Origin of the sequence: Neisseria sicca, from assembly GCF_014054945.1 — a bacterium.
Classification (GTDB): Bacteria; Pseudomonadota; Gammaproteobacteria; order Burkholderiales; family Neisseriaceae; genus Neisseria; species Neisseria sicca.
In genome coordinates this window covers 878713-902769 of sequence record NZ_CP059566.1, presented here as the reverse complement: position 1 = coordinate 902769, position 24057 = coordinate 878713, and the positions used below count along the sequence as shown (strand labels likewise).

Sequence of the window (24057 nt, the reverse complement as noted above, 5' to 3'; positions counted from 1 at the left end):
AATGTTTAAATAATTACTTAAAGAATATTTAAAATAAAAGTGAAAATTTTGGTATTAAAAAGTACGAAGAATGTAACTATTTATAATATAAAATCTAATGGTTATTTTGATTATATTTTGTTGTTTTTTTATATATGTATTTCCAAATTTTTTGTAGTTAAGAAATCTTTTTGGTGTTCTCGGATTTTGTCTGAGTTGTAAAAAAATATGGGGGTTGGTGAATAACTCGTAGCCAAATTGGTCTTGCTCCTGTTTGAGTTTGCCATCCAGACCTTCATATTTTTTGAGTAGTTTGCCGTAGTTTTCTGGAATTTTGGGTTGGGACATTACTTCAGGCTACCTGAAAAAGATGATTCAAAACAATAATGCTACGAATTCCACTATTTACAGGTAGCCTTTTTCAGACGGCCTCAAAGGCTATCCTGTAAATCTCATGCTGGTGCTTTTATATGCCAATCGCTCGCCAGCTGTACTTGATGCGCTGCGCCAAGGATTTTGGCTTCGGAGAAGTGGTTGCCGATAAATTGCACGCCGATGGGCAGTCCGCTGCTGCTGAAACCTGCGGGCAAGGTCAGGGCGGGCAAACCTGCCAAATTTACAGCGATGGTGTAGATGTCGGAAAGGTACATCTGCACGGGATCGTGGATGTCGCTGCCGAGTTTGGGGGCGGCGGTGGGCGCAGTCGGGGCAAGGATGAAATCACATTGCGCGAAGGCCGTCTGAAAATCGTTGGCAACGAGGCGGCGCAGTTTTTGGGCTTTTAAGTAATAGGCATCGTAGTAGCCGTGCGACAACACATAAGTGCCAATCATGATGCGGCGTTTGACTTCGCTGCCGAAACCTTCGGCGCGGGTGTTGCTGTACATTTCTTCTAGGTCGCTGAATTGGGCGGCGCGGTGGCCGTAGCGTACGCCGTCGTAGCGGGAAAGATTGGTGCTGGCTTCGGCGGAAGCGAGAACGTAGTAAGCAGGGATGGATAGGGCAGTTTGCGGCAGGGAAACTTCAATGGTTTCCGCACCTTGTGCTTTTAAAAGGTTGATGACGCTTTGCAAAGCAGCCTGCACATCGGCATCCACGCCTTCGCCGAAATATTCTTTAGGCAGGCCGATTTTCATGCCTTTGAGCGGTTTGTCCAAATCGCGGGTGTAGTCTTCCTTGCTGCGTTCCAAACTGGTGGAATCGCGCTCGTCAAAGCCCGCCATTGCATTGAGCAAAATCGCGCAGTCTTCGGCGGTTTGTGCCATCGGACCAGCCTGGTCAAAACTGGAGGCGTAGGCGACCATGCCGAAGCGGGAAACGGTACCGTAGGTAGGTTTAATGCCTGTAATACCGCAGTGTGAAGCAGGCTGGCGGATGGATCCGCCGGTGTCTGAACCGAGCGCGGCAGGGGCAAGGCGTGCGGCAACGACGGCTGCGGAACCGCCGGACGAACCGCCTGGAACATGTTCGGGATTCCACGGATTTTTGGTTGCGCCGTAGAACGAGGTTTCATTGGTCGAGCCCATAGCGAACTCGTCCATATTGGTACGACCGAGCGTTACTATGCCTTCATTGAGCAGGTTTTGTACGACGGTGGCAGTGTAGGGCGAAACGAAATTGTCCAACATTTTGGAGCTGCACGCACTGCGCCAGCCTGTTTGGCAGAAAATGTCTTTGTAGGCGATGGGTACGCCGGTAAGCGCGGTGGCGTTGCCTTGAGCGATACGAGCATCGGCGGCACGGGCTTCGGCGAGGGTTTTGTCTTGGTCGAGAGTAATGTAACCGTTGATTGCCGGGTTCTGCGCATCAATGGCGGCGAGGTATTCGGTTGCCAGTTCGACGGCGGAGATTTGCTTGGATTGCAGCAGTTGGCTGGCTTGTTTGAGGGTGTATTGGGTCATTGCGCCATGATTCCTAATTTGAGACGGTTTCTGTTTTCAGGCAAATATTCGGAAAAGTGTTGCCGAAAACGTAGGCTGAACAGTGATTGAAATTTCGAAGGAAAAAAACGAGTTTCAGACGACCCAAGTTTAGATTTCATATTTCAATATAATGAGGTCGTCTGAAAAAATTATTCTTCAATTACCTGAGGCACGATATACAGGCGGTTGCGCACTTCCGGCGCGACGGCTTGATACTCGGCAGCATGGTCGGTTTCGGTAACTTTATCTTCGCGCAGGCGCAGGGCGGCTTCGTGGGGGTGTGCCATCGGCTCGATACCATCGGTATTCACGCTCTGCATCTTTTCGACCATGGCGAAAATGTCGTTCAATTCTGAGAGGGTTTTGCCTTTTTCTTCCTCGGTCAGCGAAAGGCGTGAGAGTTTGGCGATTTTTTCCACATCGGTTAAGCTTAAAGCCATAAAAAATCCTTGTCTGATAGCAAACGCCCCTTTATTGGGGTATCATTGCGTTCTTCTTCGATGAAACGAGGAATTATAACCGAAAACTACTCAAACGGCGTGTGATTTCGCCATGCGTTTCATACGGGGAGTGGGGAGGTCGTCTGAAAAGGCGTTGTTTCCATGTTTTTAATATTTTGAATAACAATTAAATAAAATCGGTGCTGGGCCGATATTCAGGTATTTTATGTTTCGTTTTTTATCCCGTTTTTTCTCAAACGATATCGCCATTGACTTGGGTACGGCGAACACGTTGATTTATGTGCGTGGTAAAGGCATTGTTTTGGACGAGCCGTCTGTGGTGGCGGTTCAATCGGGTACGGGCGGTAAAAGCAAGATTGTCGCCGTGGGTACGGAAGCCAAGAAAATGCAGGGGCGCGCGCCGCGCAATATTGAAATCGTCCGTCCTATGCGGGACGGGGTGATTGCTGATTTTACGATTGCCGAGCGTATGCTGGGTATGTTGATTAAAAAAGCAATACAAGGCAATTCGGTTGTGCCGCCGCGCGTAGTGATCTGCGTGCCTGGCGGGGCAACCCAAGTGGAACGCAAGGCAATTTTGGATTCTGCGTTTGCCGCAGGTGCATCTTCCGTACATTTGATTGAGGAGCCGATGGCGGCTGCTTTGGGTGCGGGTTTGCCGATTGAGGATACTGCCGGTTCGATGGTGGTGGATATCGGCGGCGGCACAACGGAAATCGGCATTTTGTCGTTGGGCGGTATGGCTTATTCCGCCTCCGTCCGTGCGGCAGGCGATGAGTTTGATAAGAGCATCGTGCATTATCTGCGCCGTCATCGCGGTGTGTTGATTGGTGAAGCAACGGCTGAAGAATTGAAGAAAACAATCGGTTCAGCCTCAGGTTTTGCAACCGAAACCGCCATGAGGATTAAAGGACGTGATTTGGCGGAAGGTACGCCCAAATCGATTGCCATTACTTCGGAAGAGGTGCGCGAGGCTTTGAGCGAAACGGTTAATCAGATTATCCGCGCCGTACGCCTTGCATTGGAACAGGCTCCGCCTGAGTTGGCTGGTGATATTGCCGACAGGGGTATTATGCTTACAGGCGGCGGCGCACTGTTGCACGGTATGGATACGGTTTTGGCGGATGCGACGGGGCTGCCTGTCGGCATTGCCGACCAGCCTTTGAACTGTGTGGCTTATGGTGCGGGCAAAGCATTGGATTATATCGGCAAATGGAATGCCGTCTTTGTGGATAACCCGTAAGGCAGGCTGAAATGGAACATTCTTCTTTACGGTTTGACGAGGCAAAGGGCCAAAAGCTGTTGCCTCGTTTTATTGCGTATCTTTTGCTGGGTGCCGGCATTATGGTGGCGGACGGCCGTTTCAACCTGATGCAGCCCGTGCGCACTGCGGCGGCAGAGATTCTTTATCCGGTGCAATGGCTGGCAAACCAGCCGGTCCGTCTCTATCAATATTTTTCCAACCAATCTCAATCACAAACCGAGCTGTTGGAACAAAACCGTCTCCTTTTGGAGGAAAACGGTCGTCTGAAAATCCAGCTTCAACGCGATAAGGTCAACCTGAGCGAATTGCAGGAGCTGAAAAAGCTATACGGCATGCAGCAAAAAGGCATCAGCAATGTCATCGGTGCTGAAGTATTGTCCAGTGGCAAAGACCCGCTGTCCGAGCGTTTGATTATCAATAAAGGCAGTGGCGAAGGGGTAGCGGCAGGCGATGCCGTTATCGACCAAAACGGCTTAATCGGGCGGATTACCTTAGTTCACGCAAACAGTGCGGAAGTCGAGCTGATGGCGGCTGCGCAAAGTATCGTCCCTGTTGCCGTTGAGCGTACGGGCGAACGCAATCTCGCCTACGGCAATGGCGTGGGTTTGGATTTGCGCTATTTCCCGACGGGTTCGGATTTAAAGCCGCAGGATGTTTTGATTACCTCCGGCTTGGACGGCATTTATCCGGCAGGCATTCCCGTAGCCCGCGTGGATAAAGTCGTCCGCGCTTCCGGTACGCCTTATTACGACACAGAACTGACCCCGTTTGCCGCCTTGCGCCGCAGCCGCTTTGTTTTGGTTCTGTCTTCTTCCCATTCTTCCCAATAAATCATTCATGAACGATTTTGACGATTCCTACCGTGCCATGCCCGTCGGCGTGATTGCGGCAAGTTTTGCCGTAACCATGCTTGTCGATTTCATGCCTTTTCCCTTTGATGTATTTTTTTGGCTGCCCGAACTGACTGCGCTGATGCTGCTTTATTGGTCTATGCATCATCCCCAACGCGTCGGCATGGGCATTGCGTTTTTGCTCGGCTTGATAGTCGATGCCGCAACGGCAGCAACTTTGGGGCTGCACGCATTGTCTTATACGGTCATGGTGTATTTCGTCTTGAACACGCGCCGTCAAATCATGCTCTACGGCCACATCATGCAGATAGGGGCGGTATTGGCAGCATTGTTCTGCCATCAGGCGGTTTTGGTGGCGGCGCGCCTGTTCCTCAACAACCAAATCATTACTTGGCAAAGTTTCATCGCGCCTTTGGCAGGCGCGCTGCTTTGGCCTTTCTTGAGCCAGTTGATGCTGGTGCTGACCAATTTTTATCGCGCCAACAGATAACGTGAAACCATGTCCATACTGAATACTATGAAACGTCGTCTGAAAAATGGCGGTAGCGGTAAAACACAGACTGCAAAGGCAGCGCAAGCCGATTCTTTATTGCGTCTGCTGGTGGCGTTTATCTTGATTGTGGTTTTGTTTGCCGCATTGGTGGCGCGGTTTGTCTATTTGCAAGTGTTCCGGCATGACGATTTTTCCGGGCAGGCATCCAGCAACCGCATCACATTAATTCCGACTCCGCCCGTCCGCGGCGAAATCGTAGATGTCAACGGCGTACCGTTGGCAAAAAACTATCCTGTATTTTCGTTGGAAGTCATCCCCAGCCGCATTGAGGGTAAGATGGAGGATGTTATCGAAGCCCTGCGGAAGTATGTCGATATTACGCCTACTGATTTGAAGCGTTTCCACAAATACCGCGAAAGCTACCGCAAATTTGAAAACATCCCGCTCAAGCTGCGCCTGACAGATGAAGAAGCGGCGAAATTGTCCGTGCATCTTAATGAATTTAAAGGTGTAGAAGTCAATTCGCGCACTTTCCGCGAGTATCCTTATGGCAAGCTGACTTCACACTTTTTAGGCTACATCGGCCGCATCAGCGACAAAGATCAGGAAATTTTGGAAGAAGAGGGCTTGACTGCACTCTATCGCGGCAGCACGCACATCGGCAAATCGGGGCTGGAAAAATATTACGAACCGCAGCTTCATGGCGCGCCCGGCTATCAAGAAGTGGAAAAAGACGCTTACGGCAATATTGTTCGCGTCTTGAAAAATGTGCCGTCGCGCATGGGGCAAACTTTGCGTTTGGGCATGGACATCCGCATGCAGCAAGAGGCAGATAAAATATTGGGAGACAGGCGCGGGGCGATTGTTGCCATCAATCCGCAAGACGGTACGGTATTGGCTTTTGTTTCCAAACCATCTTTCGATCCCAACCTCTTCATCGACGGTATCGACAGCGAAACTTGGAAAGCCTTGAATGATGACTGGAAAAAGCCGTTGGTCAACCGCGTAACGCAAGGTCTGTATCCGCCGGGCTCGACGTTTAAGCCGTTTATGGGCATGGCTTTGCTGGAAAGCGGTAAAATTACCCAAACGACGGTCGTTCCCGCGCCCGGCGCATGGAGCATTCCCGGCAGCCGCCACATTTTCCGAGATTCCGTACGCAGCGGACACGGCTCGGCGAATTTGAGCAAGGCGATACAGGTGTCGTCCGATACCTTTTTCTACCGCTTGGGCTACGAAATGGGCATAGACAAAGCGTCGCCGTATTTAGCGCAATTCGGTTTCGGCAAAAAAACCGGCATCGACCTGCCCAGCGAATATACGGGTGTTTTGCCCAGCCGCGAATGGAAGGCGAAACGCTTTGCCAAATCGTCCGATCCTACCACTAAAGAATGGCGCGCAGGCGAGATGGTCTCGGTCAGCATCGGGCAGGGTTACAACGCTTACACCCCGCTGCAAATGGCACACGCCACCGCTTCGCTCGCCAATAACGGCGTGGTTTATCAGCCGCATTTGGTGAAAGAATTGTTGGATTTCGACAAACGAAAAATCACGCGTATCAATCCCAATCCTGAATACAAAATCCCGTTCAAACAAGATAACTTCGAATACGTCAAACAGGCGATGGAGAAAGTCTTGAAACCGGGCGGTACGGCACACCGCATCGGCGGCGGTTTGGCTTACAGCATGGGCGGCAAAACGGGCACGGCACAGGTTGTGCAAATCAAGCAGGGCGGTCGTTACAACGCCGCAGCCTTGCGCGAGCAACACCGCGACCATGCGTGGTTTATCTCGTTCGCCCCCTTGGAAAAACCTGAAATCGCCATTGCCGTGATTCTGGAAAACGGCGGCTGGGGTGCCTACGCCGCACCGCTTGCCCGCAGCCTGACCGATTTTTATATGCTCAACGTCAAGCCGCAGCAGTTTTCAGACGACCCCGACGCAGGCGGAATGCCCGAACCGCAACAACACCGCACACAACCCCAACCGCCGACCATATTCCAAAAAGCCTACGGTCTGAAACAGGAGGAAGCAAATCATGAATGAAACGGTTGGAATGTGGGCGAAAATTAAGCGCACCGTATCTGCTCCGATAGACCCGTGGCTGTTTTTCCCCATGCTCGCCATCTACATCATGAGCCTGTTTTTGCTCTATTCGGCGGACGGGCAGGATTTCGGCCAGCTTGAACACAAAACCCTGCATACGGTTGTCGGCTTCGCCCTGCTATGGTTTGTCGCCTCGTTCAAGCCGCGTGATGCCGCAAAGGTTGCGCTGCCGATGTACCTGATTGGCGTGTTGCTGCTTGTCGCCGTCGAAGTCGCAGGCGTGACCGTCAATGGCTCTACACGCTGGTTGGAACTGGGGTTCACGCGCATCCAGCCGTCCGAAATCATGAAAATCGTCCTGCCCATGACCGTCGCTTGGTACTTCCAACGGCACGAAGGTCGTCTGAAATGGTTTCACTACATCATCGCCATGCTTTTAATCCTCATCCCCGTTGCGCTGATTTTGAAACAGCCCGACTTGGGTACGGCAGTTTTGATTATGGCATCGGGTATTTTCATCGTCTTTTTCGCAGGCCTGCCGTGGAAAGTCATCTTTGCCGCCATCATTGCCTTTGTTGCCGCATTGCCGCTTTTGTGGAACTACGGGATGCACGACTATCAGAAAACCCGCGTCCTGACGCTGTTTGACCCGACGCAGGACCCTTTGGGCGCAGGCTACCACATCATCCAATCCATGATTGCCATCGGTTCGGGCGGCGTTTGGGGGAAAGGCTGGCTCAACGGCACACAAACGCATTTGGATTACATTCCAGAGTCCACGACCGACTTCATTTTTGCCGTATATGGCGAAGAATTCGGTTTGATCGGCAACATCTTGCTGCTGTTGGTTTACCTCATTATCCTGACGCGCGGACTGCTGATTGCCGCCAAAGCCCAATCGCTTTACAGCCGCACGCTTGCTGGCGCATTGACCATGACCTTTTTCTGCTACGCCTTTGTGAATATGGGCATGGTGAGCGGCATTTTGCCCGTTGTCGGCGTCCCCCTGCCGTTGGTCAGCTACGGCGGCACTGCAACACTCTCCATCATGACCGTACTTGCGCTGCTGATGGGTATTTCCAGCGAACACAAAACCAAACGCCGCTACGAATTCAATGACAAAGCGGACGTAAACGTCTCTACAAAAAACCAATAAGGGAATAAAAAATGGAATTAGGTGTAGAAATCGGCAAACTTTTGGTTGCCTTCCTTGTACTGATCAACCCGTTCAGCGCGCTCTCGATTTACCTTGATTTGACGCAGGATCACAGCACCAAAGAAAAACGCCGCATCGCCCGCACCGCCGCGCTCGCCGTCTTTATCGTCATTGCCGTCTTCACCTTGACGGGCGGGATGTTGTTGAAAATATTGGGCATCAGCGTCGGCTCTTTCCAAGTCGGCGGCGGTATTTTGGTATTGCTTATCGCCATCTCCATGATGAACGGCAACGATAACCCCGCCAAACAAAATATCGGTGGCGACAAGGAAGAGGGCGTTGTACCACACATCCAGAAAAACGCCAAAGCCATCGCCGTCGTTCCCGTCGCTATTCCCATCACCATCGGTCCGGGCGGTATCTCTACCGTCATCATCTACGCCTCAGCCGCCAAAAATTACAGTGATATTGCTTTGATCCTTACCGCAGGCTTCCTCGTCAGCCTGATTTGCTACGCCATCCTCATCGTCGCCGGGCGAATCAGCAAAAAACTGGGCACGACAGGGTTGACCATCCTCAACCGCATCATGGGCATGATGCTTGCCGCCGTCTCCGTAGAAATCATCGTTGCAGGATTGAAATCCATTTTTCCGCAACTGGCAGGCTAGTTCATCGGTTTGTATAGAAGGCAAACTGTCTATCTTTCTCAAGGGAAAAGGTCGTCTGAAACAAGGTTTCAGACGACCTTTAGTATATTGCGCCAATATCTATCCAAAATACAATTGTCAAAGCTATGTCACTATTTATAGTGGATTAACTTTAAACCAGTACGGCGTTACCTCGCCTTGTCCTGATTTAAATTTAATCCACTATATTGAGGGATTTGCTTTCATACGACCTTGGCAACAGCAAAGAAGCAATCGCGCCTGCAATTGCCCCCATTATTCCAACTCCGGTGTACATTTGCCAATCCAATGTCGTTGAACGCTGATATATCAGCATCAATATCTTTTCAGATGCCGCAATCGTGATTACCACACCTGCCGCTGAAAGCAATGCAAACAACAGCGTTCCTACTACGCTGCGCCGCAAGCACAAACGTTTCGCGACAAGGGTGCATAGCAGCATGGCGGGTAGTGCATGGGAAGCGAAAATCAAAACACTGCCCGATATCTCTAAAACGGACGGATTTCCTTTATCTAAAACATACATGTAAAGCAATAATAAAAACAAGAGTGCTTGTACGCCAAATGCAACCAGCAGCATAGCGGCAGATTTCCAATATGCTTTAATTTTAGGCTGATTCATCATATTCCTTTTTTAATTTATAGTCATAGTGCAATGTGATTAATTTATCGATTCTAGTTTGAATCGGGGCGAGCGCCATGTATTCGGCGGGGTTGGCGAGTGCAATGTGATTAATTTATCGATTCTAGTTTGAATCTGCTTATTCGCCAATATCGCACATGGATAAATTTGTTCCGCTTATTGGAGGTCGTCTGAAAATTTGGTTTCCATCAATGGAAATAGGAAATTCAGTTTATTTCTTGAATGAGAAGCTAAAAAATTTTGCCCTGAGTTTTCAAAAGCGTTACACTCCATGCGGCATCGAGAGTAGGGTGGCAGTCTTATGATTTTATGGGCTGCCAAAATTGTTCAAGTATTTGAATGATTTCATCCTTTGAGGCAAATAATATCGATGTCAACTTATCTAACCACGCCGCTGCCGTCATTGCGCCGGCAGTCAGGCAGTCAGCGTCATTGCGCCGCTGTAAACACGAAAGAACACACTATGACCATCTCTCCCGTCGCCTTGCGCCGTAAGACCGAGCGCAAGCCGCATCCGACCGCGCGTTATTGGAAAAAATGCGATGTCGAAGCCCTGTTCGGGCTGCCTTTCCTTGACCTCGTTTACCAAGCTGCCGAAATCCACCGCCAGAATTTCAACCCGCGCGAAATCCAGCTTTCCACCCTGTTGTCCATCAAAACCGGCGGCTGCCCCGAAGACTGCGCCTACTGCCCGCAATCGGCGCACCACAACACCAATCTGGGCAAAGAGCAGATGATGGATGTGGATGAAATCGTCGAAAAAGCCAAAATCGCCAAATCGCGCGGCGCAAGCCGTTTCTGCATGGGCGCGGCATGGCGCGGCCCCAAACCCAAAGACGTGGAGACGGTTTCCGCAATCATCAAAGCCGTGAAGGGATTGGGCATGGAAACCTGCGGCACCTTTGGTATGCTCGAAGACGGTATGGCGGAAGACTTCAAAAAAGCAGGTTTGGACTACTACAACCACAACCTTGACACCGACCCCGAGCGCTACAACGACATCATCCATACCCGCAAACACGAAGATCGCATGGATACCTTAGGCAAAGTCCGCAATGCCGGTTTGAAAGTCTGCTGCGGTGGCATCGTCGGTATGAACGAGACCCGCGCCGAACGCGCCGGACTGATTGCCAGCCTCGCCAACCTCGACCCGCAGCCCGAAAGTGTGCCGATCAACCAGTTGGTCAAAGTGGAAGGTACGCCGCTGGCCGATGCCGAAGATTTGGACTGGACTGAGTTCGTCCGTACCATCGCCGTAGCGCGGATTACCATGCCGCACAGCTACGTCCGCCTGTCGGCAGGGCGCAGCAATATGCCCGAATCCATGCAAGCAATGTGTTTCATGGCGGGCGCGAACTCGATTTTCTACGGCGACAAGCTCTTAACCACCGAAAACCCCGACGAAGACGGCGACCGCCTGTTGATGGAAAAACTGGATTTGTATCCGCTGCGGTTTGAGCTGGAAGAAGAATACGAAGCGGCGCAGGAAACGCCCAAGATTAAAGTGGATTATTAATCGTTCTTGCCTAAATTTCCGATAAACAAGGTCGTCTGAAAACCGTGTTTACAAAGCCAATGCTTCAAACACGGTTTCAGACGACCTTTACCTTGAAAACCCTTTTTATAGTGGATTAATTTTAAATCAGGACAAGGTGAGGCAACGCCGTACTGGTTTAAAGTTAATCCACTGAGACCTTTGCAAAAAAGCCCTTCCTCCGACAACCGAAACCCCAACACAGGTTTTCGGCTGTTTTCGTTTCAAATATCCACTGATTCTACCCAAACACCCCCTTAATCCTCCCCGGACGCCCCATAATCAGGCATCCGGGCCGCCTTTTAGGCGGCAACAGGCACACTTAGCCTGTTGGCCGCTTTCAACAGGTTCAAACACATCGCCTTCAGATGGCTTTGCGCACTCACTTTGAGCAGACCAAAATAGGCTGCCCGGGCGTAGCGGAATTTACGGTGCAGCGTACCGAAGCTTTGTTCGACCACATAACGGGTCTTCGACAAATATCGGTTGCGTTTGGTTTGCGCTTCCGTCAGCGGACGGTTGCGGTGGGCTTTGCGCATAATGCCGTCTAACAACTGATGCTCTTTCAGATGTTGCCGGTTTTCCTTACTGTCGTAGCCTTTGTCGGCATAGACGGTCGTACCTTCGGCAATGCCTTCCAACAAAGGGAACAGATGGTTGCACTCATGGGTATTGGCGGGAGTGATGTGCAGTTTCTCGATATAGCCTTCCTCATCGGTACGGGTATGTTGTTTGTAACCGAGTTTGTAGAGGCCGTTTTTCTTTGTCCGGCGGGCATCTTTGTCCTTACTCGGTGCGGTTTGGCCGCTGACTTGTCCTTCTTCATCAACTTCTATGGCCTGACACTGTTTGCTGCCGGCAGTCTGAATAATGGTGGCGTCAATGACGGCGGCGGATGCCTTCTCTAATTTTAGGTTTTTTTCGGCCAGTTGTCGGTTAATCAGTTCCGGCAATTCGGACAGGGTGTCGTCTTGCGCCAGCCAGTTGCGGTAGCGGCATAAGGTGCTGTAATCGGGGATGCCCAGTTCGTCAAAACGGCAAAACAGGTTGAAATCGATGCGGGTGATGAGGCTGTGTTCGAGTTCGGGATCGGAGAGGCTGTGCCATTGTCCGAGCAGGACGGCTTTGAACATGGACAACAGGGGATAGGCGGGACGCCCTCGGTGGTCTCTAAGGTAACGGGTTCTTTGACGATTCAGGTATTGTTCGATCGGCTGCCAATCAATCACCTGATCCAACTTCAATAGTGGGAAGCGGTCGATGTGTTTGGCAATCATGGCTTGTGCGGTTTGCTGGAAGAAGGTGCTCATGAGAAATCCCCTAAATGTCTTGGTGGGAATTTAGGGGATTTTGGGGAATTTTGCAAAGGTCTCCCACTATATATATCCTAGATATGCCTATATTAAGCTATAAAAAACTGCACATTAGTAAGCTGGATTTGGTCTCCGGCTTACTAATGTGCAGTTTACGATTTTCAGGCGACCGTTGCTGTTTAGATGGCAAATATACGTCTTTATTGATTTTCAGCTTTACGCTTTTTCTTTTTGGCGCATTTTTTCCGCCATCATTTCATGCAGCGTTTTCTTGGCAGGTTTCATCGGAACGCGGTTGTCCGTCCAGCCCATTTGCTTGCTCGGCGTCAATGCACGGAATTTGGTGGCCGCCCAACCGAAGGCGCGGTAGGTTTTGCTGCCGCTGAAAATGCCGTTGAATGTACGCCATGCCATTTGTTCGCCGAAGGTATGCGATGCGCCTTGTCCGCGGATGGGATGCGGTACGACTTCGGTCGGTGAGCGTTGTGCCTCGACACGCAGGCGCTGCATTTGCTCGGTAATCGGGATGCGCACCGGACAAACTTCTACGCACGCGCCGCACATGGTACAGGCGGTTGGCAGGTCGCGGGTGGCATCCAAGCCCAATAGATGCGGAGAAATAATCTCGCCGATAGGGCCGGGATAGGTTGTGCCGTATGCCGCGCCACCGATACGGGTATAAACCGGACAATGGTTCATACACGCGCCACAACGGATACATTGCAAGGTACGGCGCATTTGGTCTTCGGCATAGGCTTGGCTGCGTCCATTGTCGAGCAGAACCAAGTGCATTTCCTGCGGACCGTCCAGCTCTTCGCTGCGGCGCGGACCGGTAATCATATTGAAATAGGTGGTAATGTTCTGACCGATGGCAGAACGTGGCAGCAGGCTGTACAAGGGAGGAATGTCGGACAATTTTGCCACAACTTTTTCAATACCGGTAATGGCGATATGCACGGGCGGTACGGTAGTGCTCAAGCGACCGTTGCCTTCGTTTTCAACCAGACACAGTGTGCCTGTTTCAGCAACAGCGAAGTTTACGCCGCTCAAGCCGACATCGGCAGTGCTGTAAATATCGCGCAGCGCTTTACGGGCGAAGCCGGTCAGTTGGTCTACGTCGTCTGTCAATGGTGTGCCAAGGTTTTGGTGGAAAAGTTCGCTAACCTGTTCTTTGGTTTTGTGAATGGCAGGCATCACGATATGGGTCGGTTTTTCGCCTGCCATTTGGACGATAAACTCGCCCAAGTCGCTTTCCACCGCTTTAATGCCTTTTGCTTCAAGATAATGGTTCAGCTCGATTTCTTCGCTGACCATAGATTTACCTTTGACCATCAGCTTGCCATTTTTGGCAGTAATGATGTCGTGGATAATTTCGCAGGCCTCGGCCGGAGTTTCCGCCCAGTGTACTTTCACGCCCAGCTTAGTCAGGTTTTCTTCCAACTGCTCCAGCAGGGCAGGCAATTTAGACAATGAGCGCTGACGGACGTGTTCGCACAAATCGCGCAGGCTTTGCAGCTCTTCTTCGTCGGTCAAAACGGCTTTGCGTTTGGTCATCAGCATATCCATCGCGGTACGCAGGCTTTTACGCAAAGGCTTGTCTTGAAGGGAAATTGCGGCGTTTTGTTTGAAAGTTTCCGGCTTCATGTGGAACTTGATGGTTTGCGTAGTCATGCGTTTTCCTCCAAATCAGCAGGGGAAATGTGGTCAGGCAGGATGGCGAGGATGACCAAATCACGCGGACCGTGCGCGCCATAAGCAAGCGTCAGTTGGATGTCTGCGGTTTTGGACGGGCCGGAAATCAGAAAAACATTAGTCGGCATACCGTTTTCCACCAGTTTTTCACCTTCGACAGCGTTGTGAAATTCGTTATACATTTTCGCCGTATCAAACAGGCAGAAATGCACGGGCGGAACAAGGCTCAACGTACGCGGCTCTTCGGGGCTGGAAAACAGCATCAGCGTACCGGTACGGGCGATGCCGCATTGCGAGCCGCTAAAGCCTGCATCGATGTTCGTGAAGAACTCGGTTTTCCAAGTATCGATTTCGCGTTCGAAAGCAATCGATTCGATATTGCTGTCCACCAGCGCGGCACGAGCGATTTGTCCGTGTTCGGTCGCCAACGGCAGCAGGATGTTTTTTAAACCTTTGCCTTCGGCTGCTTGACGGAATACTTGCGGCCAGCCGGTTTTGGTCACCCAATAAATTTCGGTTTTGACGGCGCGCATAGCGGCAGCCCAATGTTTCAGACGCTCAACTTCACTGTCCCAAGAAACACCCATTTCACGGTAATAATCAAAAACCGCAGGCTCTTCCATCGGCAATGCGTCGGCTTTTTTCAGTTTTGCCAAAATATTTTCGCGCGCGCTCATGCTTTGCCTCCGGTGCGTTCCAACAAGAAGGATGCGATGTGTTTCGGACGCGGCATATTCGGCTCGTCCTTAGCGATTTTGCCGCCGATGTTCATCATGCAGCCGCAGTCCGCGCTGATGATTTCGGTCGCACCGGTTTCTTTCAGCGCGGCAACTTTGTCGGTTACCATCGCGCCGGAAATATCGGCTTGTTTGACGGAGAATGTACCGCCGAAGCCGCAGCATTCGCTTTCATGGTCGTGAACGATACGTTCAACGTTTTCCATGCCGTCAATCAACTGCCAGCCTGAAATATGGACATTCATTTCGCGGCGGGCGGCGCAGGAAGTGTGGACGGCGACTTTGACCGGCTCGCCTTTGTCTTCAGGCTTGTAGCCGATGGCAAGCAAGAAATGAGTAAACTCAATGATGCGGCTGGCACAATCCACCGCTTTGGATTCGTATTCTGTATTTTTAAACAGGGTAGGCCAGTGATGTTTCATCATGCCGCCGCACGAGCCGGACGGTACGACGATCGGCCAGTTTTCAGGGAAAAGGTCGAGTTGCGCTTTGGCGACATCAAACGCCTCGGTCGGATGACCGGAAGAGTAGGCGGGTTGGCCGCAACAGCTTTGCGCCATCGGGTAATGAACCCGTATGCCTTGCTGCTCGATTAAAGTAATAGCATCCATACCTGCTTCGGGCATGAAAAGATCGAGGACGCAGGTGCCGAAGAAATAAACATCGGTCGGCTTGCTGTCGAATGTAGTGATTTTGGGTGGGGTGATTGCGCTCATTTTTTCGTTAACGGGAGTACCCGTTTTTCTTTGTATAAATAGACGGCTACTTTAAGTAATTGCATGTAGGCGGTCAAGTATAATTTTAAAAAATAATATTGGAAACGATTGATGAGTCGTCTGAAATACTGATTCCACAAATGTAAATAGTTATATGCGAATAAATATCATTATATTTAAAAGCTAACTCATTTATTAATGAATAAATGAATCAATCCATATGAATGCCCGGGTGTTCAACAAATACGATTGCACCCGGGTTTCAAATAGTTTTATAGAAAAATAGGGGAGGGTAGTTAATGGGACTGGGAAGAAGAAGGGTTTTTGGATGTATTAATTTTTGCTGCAACCCATAACGCGACACCTGAGCCCAACATATCCGCAATGCCGTCACCAATAGAGCCTTCGCGTGTTGTGGTAAACGTAGCTTGTGCCCATTCACTTCCAACAGCAAACAGAAGTGCGAATATCAACAAACCGAGATACGGAATTTTTGCTTTTTCGTGAATATAAGATTTTGCCAATAACCAAATCTGGGCAAAAAACAAAGCGAAGTGGGCTACTTTGTCGAAATTGGGAAACGGTGGCGGCGTATTGCCAGATTCCTTGAAAATCAAAGAATAGATACCGGCCACAAACCAAACGATAGCCAACAGGCTGAATTTATTGATGTAAAACTTCATTTTTGTTCCTCATCCAACCAAGTTTGGCAGATAGCTGCAAGGCGGATGAATTTGTTGCCGCGTCCGTTCAATATATCGCGCCATTGTTCAACTTCCTCTGTTGTCGGTGCATCATCTATACTGCATTCGTACAGCAGGAAATCAAGGGTTTCTTCCACTACGCCGACGGGTTCATTCTGGATTAATTCTAAAATCTGAGACATATAGGGGATTTTTCAAAAGAGGAGGGCGGATAATGGACGGATAAACTCAGAATTTATTTGCTATGCAGGAAACGTGTAACTTCTTCCCATTCGCCCGCCATTATTTTCGGTATGGCTTTTAATGATTTGGCAATTGCTTCATCAATTTGTTGGCGGTGTTCTGCACTTGGCTTGTTCAATACATAAGCGACAACGAGGTTACGGTCACCCGGATGATCTATACCCAAACGCAAACGGTAATAGTTAGGTGTACCAAGACGGGCTTGGATATCTTTCAAGCCGTTGTGTCCACCATTTCCGCCGCCAAGTTTAAATTTGATACGGCCGCAAGGAATGTCCAATTCGTCATGCACAACTAGTATCTCTTCGGGCTTGATTTTGTAAAACTGCGCGAGTGCGGCAACAGACTGGCCGGAACGATTCATAAAAGTCATGGGTTTAAGCAGCCACACATCGCCACCAGGCAGATTCGCCCGCGCCACCTCACCAAAAAATTTTTTCTCTTCTTTAAATGATACTTTCCACTGCCACGCAAGTTCGTCTAAGAACCAAAATCCTGCATTATGGCGGGTTTGTTCGTATTCGCCCCCGGGATTTCCCAGTCCGACGATCATTTTGATTTTATTCGACATAATTATTTCTCAATACCTCAGAAAATATGGCAATTTTCAATAAAAGGTCGTCTGAACATGGTTTCAGACGACCCTGGTTAACTTTCAATCCTGATTCTGTACACGTTTGCGGCGTGCCTCTTTAGGATCAATCAATAATGGGCGATAAATTTCAATCCGATCTTTATCGCGAAGAAGCGTCTCATCTTTAACTGATTTGCCAAAAATTCCCAGCGGAGCAGTTTGTAAGTCCAATTCAGAAAATATTTCATCCAGCCCGCTTTGGCATACCGCTTCACGCGCCGTGCAGCCATTTTGCACATTCATTTTTTTCAACACTTGCTTGCCGGGCAAACCGTAAACGACTTCAATCTCAAGCATAACGGCGATCCGCTTCTTTAACGAACGCATCAACCAATGCTCCGGACAAATGGCTGAAAACAGGCGAAATCATGGCAGATAAGACAGAGTTGGAAAATTCATATTCCAATTTAAATTCAACTTTGCACATATCGTCGCCCAAATCTAAGAATTTCCATGTTCCCCGCAAGATTTTAAAAGGTCCTTCCAACAAATCCATTCGGATTTCCTTACCGGGAATATTGTGATTGTGCGTAGCAAATGATTGGCGGACACGCATATAGTCCATAAAAAGACGCGCTTTCAACTCATTGTTTTTTCGTTCGATAACTTCAGTTTTACTGTACCAGGGCAAAAATTTCGGATAGTCTTCAACCTTATCGACCAACTCAAACATTTGCTCCGCGCTGTGCAAAACCAAGATATTCTTCTCAACCTTTTTCATGCTCAAACAGGCTCAAAATCGGAAAGCGGTATTATAAACGAATTCACTGTATTTTTCAGACGACCTCGAATCTCTGCAACCATCCCAATCCAACTCATCATCAAGGCAGTCCTGCTTGGCAAAGTATAACGATATGCGTATAATCGACCTTTCCCATCTGGGGGCGATCTTGGTTTCGACGGGGGTTGCAAAGCAGATGCGGGCATACCGGGGTCTCAGATTTCCCGTAAAACACTGAATCTAAATAGTCGCAAACGACGAAACTTACGCACTGGCCGCTTAAGGCCTGCCGTTGCAGCAGTTGGTCAATGGGCTGTGTAGCGCAAGCTACCGCAACGTCATTCTACATTGACTGGTTTTCCGTCGGGTTACTTGGCGGGAAATAAGATTTAAGGTAACTGGTTCCTAGAAGGCCTGTCGGTCGGCATGATAGGAACGAGATTTTAAATAGACACGACTAAGTATGTAGAACGCTTTGTAGAGGACTTCCGGACGGGGGTTCGATTCCCCCCGCCTCCACCAAGATATCCGATAAATATCCTATACTTATCTTCATTTCTGTGTTTTTTGGCACACTATTGGCACATTTCCCATCAAAAAGCTGCTCGATTTTAGACTTTTCACGCTGCTTGTCGGCCAAGTCAATCCAGCGGGAATAGTTTTCAAGTAGCATCTTCATGGTGCTGTGTCCCATCTGCCGGGCTACCCACATGGGGTTGGCTCCGGCCATGAGGTTGAGTGTGGCAAATGTATGGCGGGTGTTGTAGGGTTTCCTGTACCTTACCCCCGCTATTTTTATGGCGTGCTGCCACGGTCTCCAAGGTACTTTGTCGTTCTCAAACGGGCTGCCAGTTTTTGGATTGATGAAAACGTATCCGCTTGCTAGTCCTCCTGTTCTTTGCCATTGCCTGCGTAAGGCTTCCAAGGCGCGGCTATTGAGTTCGATGTCTCGGTAGCTGTGGGTTTTAGTACTTTTCAGCTTGCCAGCCACGGATGCGTTGTTTACGCGCACGCACTGCCTCTGGAAGTCGATGTCCTGCCAAGTGAGGGCGATGAGCTCGCTGGTACGCATACCGCTGAAAAAGGCCAGTTCGAAGTAATTGTGAAACACAGGTTTGTTTTTCAGGCAGTCTAGGATGGATTCGGCCTCTTCGAGTGTGAACGGGTCGGGCGGCTCTTTCTGCACTTTGGCGTTGGCTAGATGCTGGGCGGGGTTGTCTTTTATCCTACCGTCGCGGAGCGCAAGAACAAACGGCTGCCGAATAACGGTGGCGACGTTATTGCGAGTTTTTGCGCTACAGTCTAAGGTAGTCAGCAGCCCGGCTAGGGTACTGTACTGGATACGGTCTATCGGCATGTCGCCAATTTTAGGCAGGACGTGGCTGTTGAGCATGCCGCGATAGCGGGATAGTGTGGAGTGGGATAGCTGGTTAACGGTGGCTAGCCAGGCTTCGGCCATCTCACGGAAGGAGGGGCTGCGCTCCGTTTCTTCAGCCCGTTTGGAATCGGGGAAGAATTCGGCGTAGTCGAATACGCCGATGGCGATTCGGGTACATACTTCTTCCCAGAGTTTAGTAGCGTGCCGGATGTTAGCGGTGGTGGGCTTGAGCGGCAGGCTTTCCCAACATCGTTTACCTCGATACATGAACCATATTTTGATACTACGATCGCGGATAACTACACCGGTTGGTATTCGTTTCGTTGCCATTTTTCTACCTCTTTTACGTTGATTAAGATGTGGCGGTCGGGCGCACGGTAGTAGTGGAGTCCCTCTACCCAAACACCGGTGCTGATTTTGTCCCTTAAAGCCTTTTCTGTATAGCCTGACAATTCGGCGTAACGTTTCAACTGGATTTGGTTCAGCATATTCAATCCTCCATATGAGTAATTAGGACTTGCAGTAAGTGGTCGTAGTGCCGTAGCCAACCATGTGGCGGACATCAGGTAACCTGAGTCGTCTTTCTGTTTGCATTTTTTCTCCAAATTTAAAGTTCGCCTTTAAGCGGCTTAGTCAATCCATTGCCCACGGCAGATTGTGTTCCACACAGCGTCGTGGCGGGTGATTTACCGTTGGGATAAGCAACAGTGTCAGGTGCGCATCCATTGCCTATGTCGGTACCTGCTATATTAGCAGCAAAAAGCCCTAAAATTTTTTTCAGCCCATTCTCAAAGAAGGATGAATATTGGCAGACCATATGGCGGTTTGAAACGTAGAAAAGCCCTTGTTCACTGAGTGAATAACAGGTTACTTTGGATTGGCGTAGCTGGTTATCACTATAAAAAGTACGATGGTCACAAGTGTATTCATGTAATGGAACTAGGTTCTGTTAATGCTGAGTGCCGCATGGTTTTTAATATAAAGTAGAAATAATATTAAATATCAATGGATTGATATTTTTGAAATGGTTTCTACCTGAGTCCTTGGCAAAACTCACTAACCGGAGAACTTGGTCAGGCACACTTCCCCATCTGTTGAGCCTAATCAAGCACCGATTGAGCGGACAAGGTTCCGATATCCTGTGCGCCGATGTAGGTATCGCTAGCGTTATCCGGACCTGGTTTATCGGCGGCTGACAAAATCAGATCAGCGTATTAGTACAAATGGAATCCGTACAGCAGTCACTACCGGCAACTACTGTGATGCATGCCGGGTTAAAGGCACTTTAAGGCTTGCTCACAGCATATCCGCACTGATGCAGAAAGTCATACCGACGGGCAATGGGCAGATTGCCGAGACCAAGTCCGCAATCAAAAGGGGGATTGAGGCAGACAGCTTTGCTTGGCTGAAAGATGATTGCAAGAACCTGGTTCTTTCACTCAGTGAAAAGTGAAACCTAATAAAGCAGTGATGATGTATACCGACGACCGGCATCTATCTCCCCTAATGTCCGGAGGAGTACCTAGGTTCGTGGTCAATCGTTTCATTGTTGATACTGTTTTCGTTACCCGCAGTATTCGTTTTGATTCAATGATATAGAGATCTTTGCAAAATTCCTTCCTCCCCCGACAGCCGAAACCCCAAACACAGGTTTTCGGCTGTTTTCGTTTCAAATATCCACCGATTCTACCCAAACACCCCCTTAATCCTCCCCGGATACCCGATAATCAGGCATCCGGGCCGCCTTTTAGGCGGCAACAGGCACACTTAGCCTGTTAGCCGCTTTCAACAGGTTTAAACACATCGCCTTTAGATGGCTTTGCGCACTCACTTTGAGCAGACCAAAATAGGCTGCCCGGGCGTAGCGGAATTTACGGTGCAGCGTACCGAAGCTTTGTTCGACCACATAACGGGTCTTCGACAAATATCGGTTGCGTTTGGTTTGCACTTCCGTCAGCGGACGATTGCGGCAGGCTTTGCGCATAATGCCGTCTAACAACTGATGCTCTTTCAGATGTTGCCGGTTTTCCTTACTGTCGTAGCCTTTGTCGGCATAGACGGTCGTACCTTCGGCAATGCCTTCCAACAAAGGGGACAGATGGTTGCACTCATGGGTATTGGCAGGAGTGATGTGCAGTTTCTCGATATAGCCTTCCTCATCGGTACGGGTATGTTGTTTGTAACCGAGTTTGTAGAGGCCGTTTTTCTTTGTCCGGCGGGCATCGCTGTCTTTACTCGGTGTGGTTTGTCCGCTGACTTGTCCTTCTTCATCAACTTCTATGGCCTGACGCTGTTTGCTGCCGGCGGTCTGAATAATGGTGGCGTCAACGACGGCGGCGGATGCCTTCTCTACTTTTAGGTTTTTTTCGGCCAGTTGGCAGTTAATTAGTTTGAGCAATTCGGACAGGGTGTCGTCTTGCGCCAGCCAGTTGCGGTAGCGGCATAAGGTGCTGTAATCGGGGATGTTCAGTTCGTCAAAACGGCAAAACAGGTTGAAATCGATGCGGGTGATGAGGCTGTGTTCGAGTTCGGGATCGGAGAGGCTGTGCCATTGTCCGAGCAGGACGGCTTTGAACATGGACAACAGGGGATAGGCAGGACGCCCTCGGTGGTCTCTAAGGTAACGGGTTCTTTGACGATTCAGGTATTGTTCGATCGGCTGCCAATCAATCACCTGATCCAACTTCAATAGTGGGAAGCGGTCGATGTGTTTGGCGATCATGGCTTGTGCGGTTTGCTGGAAGAAGGTGCTCATGAGAAATCCCCTAAATGCCTTGGTGGGAATTTAGGGGATTTTGGGGAATTTTGCAAAGGTCTCTGGCTGTTTTCATGCAGCCATTAAAGAATTTCGGCTTTTTTGAAAAACTGATTGCAATGAATGGCATAAAAAATCGTAAGCAAAAATCCGTGCCTTCTGCGCAAATTCAGATATTACGCGTGTTAGGGTTCTTTTTCAGATTAAACCAATTAATTCACCCATAGGTTCGCATTCTATTGAATTTTCTAAATATCCAGGCTGCCAAATTTTTTCATAACAAAATACTATAAATTTAGGAAAATCAAGTAATTCTTCAAAGATACTTAACCAATTATAGATAAAATCATCCGTATCCAGTATCCAAGGTTGATGTGATGGCGAGTAGTAAATTACCACGTTCTTCCCTTGGCAAGCTTTAAATCTTTTAAAAGTATCATAATGAATTGATGCTGTCGTTATTTCTCCAAATAAGGAAATACGCAGCTTCTCGCCTTTAATCTTATCCCAATCTATGCTCGATCCAGTCCAAGGCAGTTGATTTAAAGCTGAATCGATTCTCTCAGCATCAGTAATAGATAAAAAGTTCTTAATTTTTAATGGCATAATCCAGTTGTTTTCGTGATGTGGCTGTGTGTCACTTTAAAATCAGGTTTTGATCGGATTCTATTAACGTAACGTTTAGTCTTAACTAAATCTGCGATTTACTAATATCGCCTATTACTATTAGAAGTCTATTATCAGTTATAGTAATTTTGTTCTCAAGTCTCATTTTTATGAGTTATGAATGCTAAACAAATTTGTGTATAATGCAAAATTTGATTAGTTTCGTTATAAAGTAACTTGCTGGTTAAATAACAAAGGATAAGAAAATGGCTTTATTAATACCCGATTTTGGGCCGATGGAAAAACTGCCTGAAAGCAAGGAGGCTTGGCAGGAAATTTACTGTGAGCTTGTGACGCCTATTTATGGCGGTGGTGTTCAGGCAGCCATGCCTGATGTCTTGATGCCCATTCGTGCTACAGCGATTCGTGGTCAGTTACGTTTTTGGTGGCGGCTGTTAGCTCAGCAAAAATGGAATTTGAAAGAAAAAAGTTTGCGTGAAGCGGAATTTCGTTTGTGGGGCGGTATCGGTGAAGAAGCTGCTGCGAGTTTGGTGTTTTTGCGTGTGCTTGATGTATTAAATGTTAAACAGATTTCTTATTTTCAAGGCAGCTTGGATTCGTCTCTACCTTCAGATAAAAAAGTACGTTCGAAGAGTAAGAGTAATGATTTAAAACCTTATGCTTATGTTTTGTTTCCGATGGATAGTGAGGAAAAACGTGAAAAAACGTTATTGATTAAAGAGGGTTTGACTTGGACCTTGCAATGGCGTTTGAGTGAAAAGGCAAACGAAACAGATAGGGAACAGGTTTTGGAAACTTTACGCTGGTGGGTAAATTTTGGAGGGATTGGTGCGCGTACCCGGCGCGGATGTGGTGCGTTTGTGGTTAAGGACAGTTCTAATCCTGTTTTCAAACAGCCTTTGAGTATTGATGAAGTAATGAAGGCAGGTTGCAAATTGGTGCTGCGCACAAGTACTAATCATGCTTTATTAGCTTGGAAAGAAGCAGTCCAACGATTACGCGATTTTCGGCAAGGTGTAGGTATTGGACGCAATCATCCCTCATCTGATACGACGAAACCTGCCGGTCGCAGCCGTTGGTCGGAACCTGATGAAATTCGCCGTATAACGCGAACACATTCTGATCGGCATAAACCGGAACATCCTGCCGGAGATTTATTTGCGCGCGGTGTATTCGGTATGCCGATTATTTTTCATTTTGTTGGTGGTGATGAGCCAGCAGATACAACGTTACAGCCTAAACGTAAGGAACGTATGGCCAGCCCTTTAATTATTCGCCCTGTTTGGGATGGCAAGGGAGGCTTTCAGGCTGCCGCATTGAGCCTGCCTTTGGATAAGGTTTTAAATGTTTCTGCCGAGTTATTAGAAAAAAAACAAAATAAGGTAACTGTACACTCAGTAACGCTGTGGGATGAAGGCAAGGCACAGAAGGTTAAGCCGTTAAGTGAAAACAGAGGTGGTAATCCAATTGATGCGTTTTTGAATTATTTTACGAAATAAAAA

The 24057-nt window shown here is 48.8% G+C and carries 24 protein-coding genes, 1 other RNA gene and 1 pseudogene; 9 read left to right on the top strand and 17 right to left on the bottom strand.

Annotation, left to right across the window (positions count from 1 at the left end):
• Positions 1–54 precede the first annotated feature (54 nt).
• From H3L95_RS04460 to gatC, 3 genes are all read right to left on the bottom strand, one after another.
• Positions 55–327 (bottom strand): hypothetical protein, encoded by a 273-nt coding sequence (locus H3L95_RS04460; protein WP_003756295.1) that lies wholly within the window; start codon positions 325–327, stop codon positions 55–57.
• Between the two features lie 104 nt (positions 328–431).
• Complete coding sequence (gene gatA / locus H3L95_RS04455; RefSeq protein WP_003756293.1) at positions 432–1880, bottom strand: Asp-tRNA(Asn)/Glu-tRNA(Gln) amidotransferase subunit GatA; 1449 nt, start codon at positions 1878–1880, stop codon at positions 432–434.
• Between the two features lie 170 nt (positions 1881–2050).
• Complete coding sequence (gene gatC / locus H3L95_RS04450; RefSeq protein WP_003741352.1) at positions 2051–2341, bottom strand: Asp-tRNA(Asn)/Glu-tRNA(Gln) amidotransferase subunit GatC; 291 nt, start codon at positions 2339–2341, stop codon at positions 2051–2053.
• Between the two features lie 226 nt (positions 2342–2567).
• Between gatC and H3L95_RS04445 the strand changes: the two genes are divergently transcribed.
• The 6 genes from H3L95_RS04445 to H3L95_RS04420 are packed head-to-tail and all read left to right on the top strand — an operon-like array spanning position 2568 to position 8840.
• Positions 2568–3605 carry a rod shape-determining protein gene (locus tag H3L95_RS04445; protein WP_009312924.1) on the top strand — a complete coding sequence of 346 codons (1038 nt, stop codon included), beginning with the start codon at positions 2568–2570 and terminating at the stop codon, positions 3603–3605.
• Positions 3606–3616: 11 nt separating this feature from the next.
• On the top strand, positions 3617–4456 hold the full coding sequence (gene mreC, locus H3L95_RS04440) for a rod shape-determining protein MreC (protein WP_003756288.1): 840 nt from the start codon (positions 3617–3619) through the stop codon (positions 4454–4456).
• A 7-nt stretch (positions 4457–4463) separates the two neighbouring features.
• Positions 4464–4967, top strand: a complete 504-nt coding sequence (gene mreD, locus H3L95_RS04435; RefSeq protein ID WP_003756286.1) for a rod shape-determining protein MreD — start codon at positions 4464–4466, stop codon at positions 4965–4967.
• Positions 4968–4994: 27 nt separating this feature from the next.
• Positions 4995–7016 carry a penicillin-binding protein 2 gene (gene mrdA / locus H3L95_RS04430; protein WP_040668040.1) on the top strand — a complete coding sequence of 674 codons (2022 nt, stop codon included), beginning with the start codon at positions 4995–4997 and terminating at the stop codon, positions 7014–7016.
• Positions 7009–8172 carry a rod shape-determining protein RodA gene (rodA, locus tag H3L95_RS04425; RefSeq protein ID WP_003756282.1) on the top strand — a complete coding sequence of 388 codons (1164 nt, stop codon included), beginning with the start codon at positions 7009–7011 and terminating at the stop codon, positions 8170–8172. Before mrdA ends, rodA begins: the two co-directional genes overlap by 8 nt.
• A gap of 11 nt (positions 8173–8183) precedes the next feature.
• Positions 8184–8840: a MarC family protein gene (locus H3L95_RS04420; RefSeq protein WP_003756281.1), complete on the top strand. Its 657-nt coding sequence runs from the start codon at positions 8184–8186 to the stop codon at positions 8838–8840.
• Positions 8841–9033: 193 nt separating this feature from the next.
• Here the strand turns inward: H3L95_RS04420 and H3L95_RS04415 are convergent, their stop codons facing one another.
• A complete protein-coding gene (locus H3L95_RS04415; protein ID WP_003756279.1) occupies positions 9034–9483 on the bottom strand; it encodes a hypothetical protein in 450 nt (149 codons plus the stop codon).
• A 481-nt stretch (positions 9484–9964) separates the two neighbouring features.
• Between H3L95_RS04415 and bioB the strand changes: the two genes are divergently transcribed.
• The gene (gene bioB, locus H3L95_RS04410) at positions 9965–11017 is read left to right on the top strand and encodes a biotin synthase BioB (protein ID WP_040667979.1); all 1053 of its coding nucleotides are present in this window, start codon (positions 9965–9967) and stop codon (positions 11015–11017) included.
• 320 nt (positions 11018–11337) lie between these two features.
• Here bioB and H3L95_RS04405 read toward each other — a convergent pair whose 3' ends face one another.
• From H3L95_RS04405 to H3L95_RS04365, 9 genes are all read right to left on the bottom strand, one after another.
• Positions 11338–12345: an IS5 family transposase gene (locus H3L95_RS04405; RefSeq protein WP_003756271.1), complete on the bottom strand. Its 1008-nt coding sequence runs from the start codon at positions 12343–12345 to the stop codon at positions 11338–11340.
• A 219-nt stretch (positions 12346–12564) separates the two neighbouring features.
• Positions 12565–14019 (bottom strand): LutB/LldF family L-lactate oxidation iron-sulfur protein, encoded by a 1455-nt coding sequence (locus tag H3L95_RS04400; protein WP_003756269.1) that lies wholly within the window; start codon positions 14017–14019, stop codon positions 12565–12567.
• The gene (locus H3L95_RS04395) at positions 14016–14717 is read right to left on the bottom strand and encodes a LutC/YkgG family protein (RefSeq protein WP_003756267.1); all 702 of its coding nucleotides are present in this window, start codon (positions 14715–14717) and stop codon (positions 14016–14018) included. The genes H3L95_RS04400 and H3L95_RS04395 overlap by 4 nt, the downstream gene beginning before the upstream one ends.
• Positions 14714–15493 carry a (Fe-S)-binding protein gene (locus H3L95_RS04390; protein ID WP_003756265.1) on the bottom strand — a complete coding sequence of 260 codons (780 nt, stop codon included), beginning with the start codon at positions 15491–15493 and terminating at the stop codon, positions 14714–14716. The genes H3L95_RS04395 and H3L95_RS04390 overlap by 4 nt, the downstream gene beginning before the upstream one ends.
• Positions 15494–15789: 296 nt before the next feature.
• Positions 15790–16176, bottom strand: coding sequence for a VanZ family protein (locus H3L95_RS04385; RefSeq protein ID WP_003756262.1), 387 nt, complete (start codon positions 16174–16176; stop codon positions 15790–15792).
• The gene (locus H3L95_RS04380) at positions 16173–16379 is read right to left on the bottom strand and encodes a hypothetical protein (protein ID WP_003756259.1); all 207 of its coding nucleotides are present in this window, start codon (positions 16377–16379) and stop codon (positions 16173–16175) included. The genes H3L95_RS04385 and H3L95_RS04380 overlap by 4 nt, the downstream gene beginning before the upstream one ends.
• A gap of 53 nt (positions 16380–16432) precedes the next feature.
• Positions 16433–17011, bottom strand: a complete 579-nt coding sequence (gene pth, locus H3L95_RS04375) for an aminoacyl-tRNA hydrolase (RefSeq protein WP_003756257.1) — start codon at positions 17009–17011, stop codon at positions 16433–16435.
• 84 nt (positions 17012–17095) lie between these two features.
• Positions 17096–17371 carry an RnfH family protein gene (locus H3L95_RS04370; protein WP_003756256.1) on the bottom strand — a complete coding sequence of 92 codons (276 nt, stop codon included), beginning with the start codon at positions 17369–17371 and terminating at the stop codon, positions 17096–17098.
• Positions 17364–17795 (bottom strand): type II toxin-antitoxin system RatA family toxin, encoded by a 432-nt coding sequence (locus H3L95_RS04365; RefSeq protein WP_003756250.1) that lies wholly within the window; start codon positions 17793–17795, stop codon positions 17364–17366. The genes H3L95_RS04370 and H3L95_RS04365 overlap by 8 nt, the downstream gene beginning before the upstream one ends.
• 159 nt (positions 17796–17954) lie before the next feature.
• On the opposite strand from H3L95_RS04365, the gene ssrA reads away from it, so the two are divergent.
• Positions 17955–18317, top strand: a transfer-messenger RNA (tmRNA) gene (gene ssrA, locus H3L95_RS04360).
• A 190-nt stretch (positions 18318–18507) separates the two neighbouring features.
• Here the strand turns inward: ssrA and H3L95_RS14185 are convergent.
• From H3L95_RS14185 to H3L95_RS04335, 4 genes and pseudogenes are all read right to left on the bottom strand, one after another.
• Positions 18508–19440 (bottom strand): annotated as a pseudogene (locus H3L95_RS14185) (tyrosine-type recombinase/integrase); the annotation flags it as partial.
• Between the two features lie 32 nt (positions 19441–19472).
• Positions 19473–19661: an excisionase family protein gene (xisR, locus tag H3L95_RS04345; RefSeq protein WP_003743139.1), complete on the bottom strand. Its 189-nt coding sequence runs from the start codon at positions 19659–19661 to the stop codon at positions 19473–19475.
• Between the two features lie 1259 nt (positions 19662–20920).
• Positions 20921–21928, bottom strand: a complete 1008-nt coding sequence (locus H3L95_RS04340; protein WP_182096216.1) for an IS5 family transposase — start codon at positions 21926–21928, stop codon at positions 20921–20923.
• A gap of 198 nt (positions 21929–22126) precedes the next feature.
• Positions 22127–22534: a hypothetical protein gene (locus tag H3L95_RS04335; protein WP_003762306.1), complete on the bottom strand. Its 408-nt coding sequence runs from the start codon at positions 22532–22534 to the stop codon at positions 22127–22129.
• 266 nt (positions 22535–22800) lie between these two features.
• Here H3L95_RS04335 and cmr1 point away from each other — a divergent pair, with 266 nt between their 5' ends.
• Positions 22801–24054, top strand: a complete 1254-nt coding sequence (cmr1, locus tag H3L95_RS04330; protein ID WP_182096215.1) for a type III-B CRISPR module RAMP protein Cmr1 — start codon at positions 22801–22803, stop codon at positions 24052–24054.
• Positions 24055–24057: the final 3 nt, after the last annotated feature.

Coding starts and splice junctions, on each gene's coding strand:
- H3L95_RS04335 (WP_003762306.1), bottom strand. CDS start 22,534: ATGCCATTAAAAATTAAGAACTTTTTATCTATTACTGATGCTGAGAGA.
- mrdA (WP_040668040.1), top strand. CDS start 4,995: ATGAAACGTCGTCTGAAAAATGGCGGTAGCGGTAAAACACAGACTGCA.
- H3L95_RS04415 (WP_003756279.1), bottom strand. CDS start 9,483: ATGATGAATCAGCCTAAAATTAAAGCATATTGGAAATCTGCCGCTATG.
- mreC (WP_003756288.1), top strand. CDS start 3,617: ATGGAACATTCTTCTTTACGGTTTGACGAGGCAAAGGGCCAAAAGCTG.
- gatA (WP_003756293.1), bottom strand. CDS start 1,880: ATGACCCAATACACCCTCAAACAAGCCAGCCAACTGCTGCAATCCAAG.
- H3L95_RS04340 (WP_182096216.1), bottom strand. CDS start 21,928: ATGAGCACCTTCTTCCAGCAAACCGCACAAGCCATGATCGCCAAACAC.
- H3L95_RS04405 (WP_003756271.1), bottom strand. CDS start 12,345: ATGAGCACCTTCTTCCAGCAAACCGCACAAGCCATGATTGCCAAACAC.
- cmr1 (WP_182096215.1), top strand. CDS start 22,801: ATGGCTTTATTAATACCCGATTTTGGGCCGATGGAAAAACTGCCTGAA.
- mreD (WP_003756286.1), top strand. CDS start 4,464: ATGAACGATTTTGACGATTCCTACCGTGCCATGCCCGTCGGCGTGATT.
- H3L95_RS04365 (WP_003756250.1), bottom strand. CDS start 17,795: ATGAAAAAGGTTGAGAAGAATATCTTGGTTTTGCACAGCGCGGAGCAA.
- H3L95_RS04385 (WP_003756262.1), bottom strand. CDS start 16,176: ATGAAGTTTTACATCAATAAATTCAGCCTGTTGGCTATCGTTTGGTTT.
- H3L95_RS04445 (WP_009312924.1), top strand. CDS start 2,568: ATGTTTCGTTTTTTATCCCGTTTTTTCTCAAACGATATCGCCATTGAC.
- xisR (WP_003743139.1), bottom strand. CDS start 19,661: ATGCTGAACCAAATCCAGTTGAAACGTTACGCCGAATTGTCAGGCTAT.
- pth (WP_003756257.1), bottom strand. CDS start 17,011: ATGTCGAATAAAATCAAAATGATCGTCGGACTGGGAAATCCCGGGGGC.
- H3L95_RS04420 (WP_003756281.1), top strand. CDS start 8,184: ATGGAATTAGGTGTAGAAATCGGCAAACTTTTGGTTGCCTTCCTTGTA.
- H3L95_RS04380 (WP_003756259.1), bottom strand. CDS start 16,379: ATGTCTCAGATTTTAGAATTAATCCAGAATGAACCCGTCGGCGTAGTG.
- H3L95_RS04400 (WP_003756269.1), bottom strand. CDS start 14,019: ATGACTACGCAAACCATCAAGTTCCACATGAAGCCGGAAACTTTCAAA.
- H3L95_RS04460 (WP_003756295.1), bottom strand. CDS start 327: ATGTCCCAACCCAAAATTCCAGAAAACTACGGCAAACTACTCAAAAAA.
- gatC (WP_003741352.1), bottom strand. CDS start 2,341: ATGGCTTTAAGCTTAACCGATGTGGAAAAAATCGCCAAACTCTCACGC.
- H3L95_RS04395 (WP_003756267.1), bottom strand. CDS start 14,717: ATGAGCGCGCGCGAAAATATTTTGGCAAAACTGAAAAAAGCCGACGCA.
- H3L95_RS04390 (WP_003756265.1), bottom strand. CDS start 15,493: ATGAGCGCAATCACCCCACCCAAAATCACTACATTCGACAGCAAGCCG.
- rodA (WP_003756282.1), top strand. CDS start 7,009: ATGAATGAAACGGTTGGAATGTGGGCGAAAATTAAGCGCACCGTATCT.
- bioB (WP_040667979.1), top strand. CDS start 9,965: ATGACCATCTCTCCCGTCGCCTTGCGCCGTAAGACCGAGCGCAAGCCG.
- H3L95_RS04370 (WP_003756256.1), bottom strand. CDS start 17,371: ATGCTTGAGATTGAAGTCGTTTACGGTTTGCCCGGCAAGCAAGTGTTG.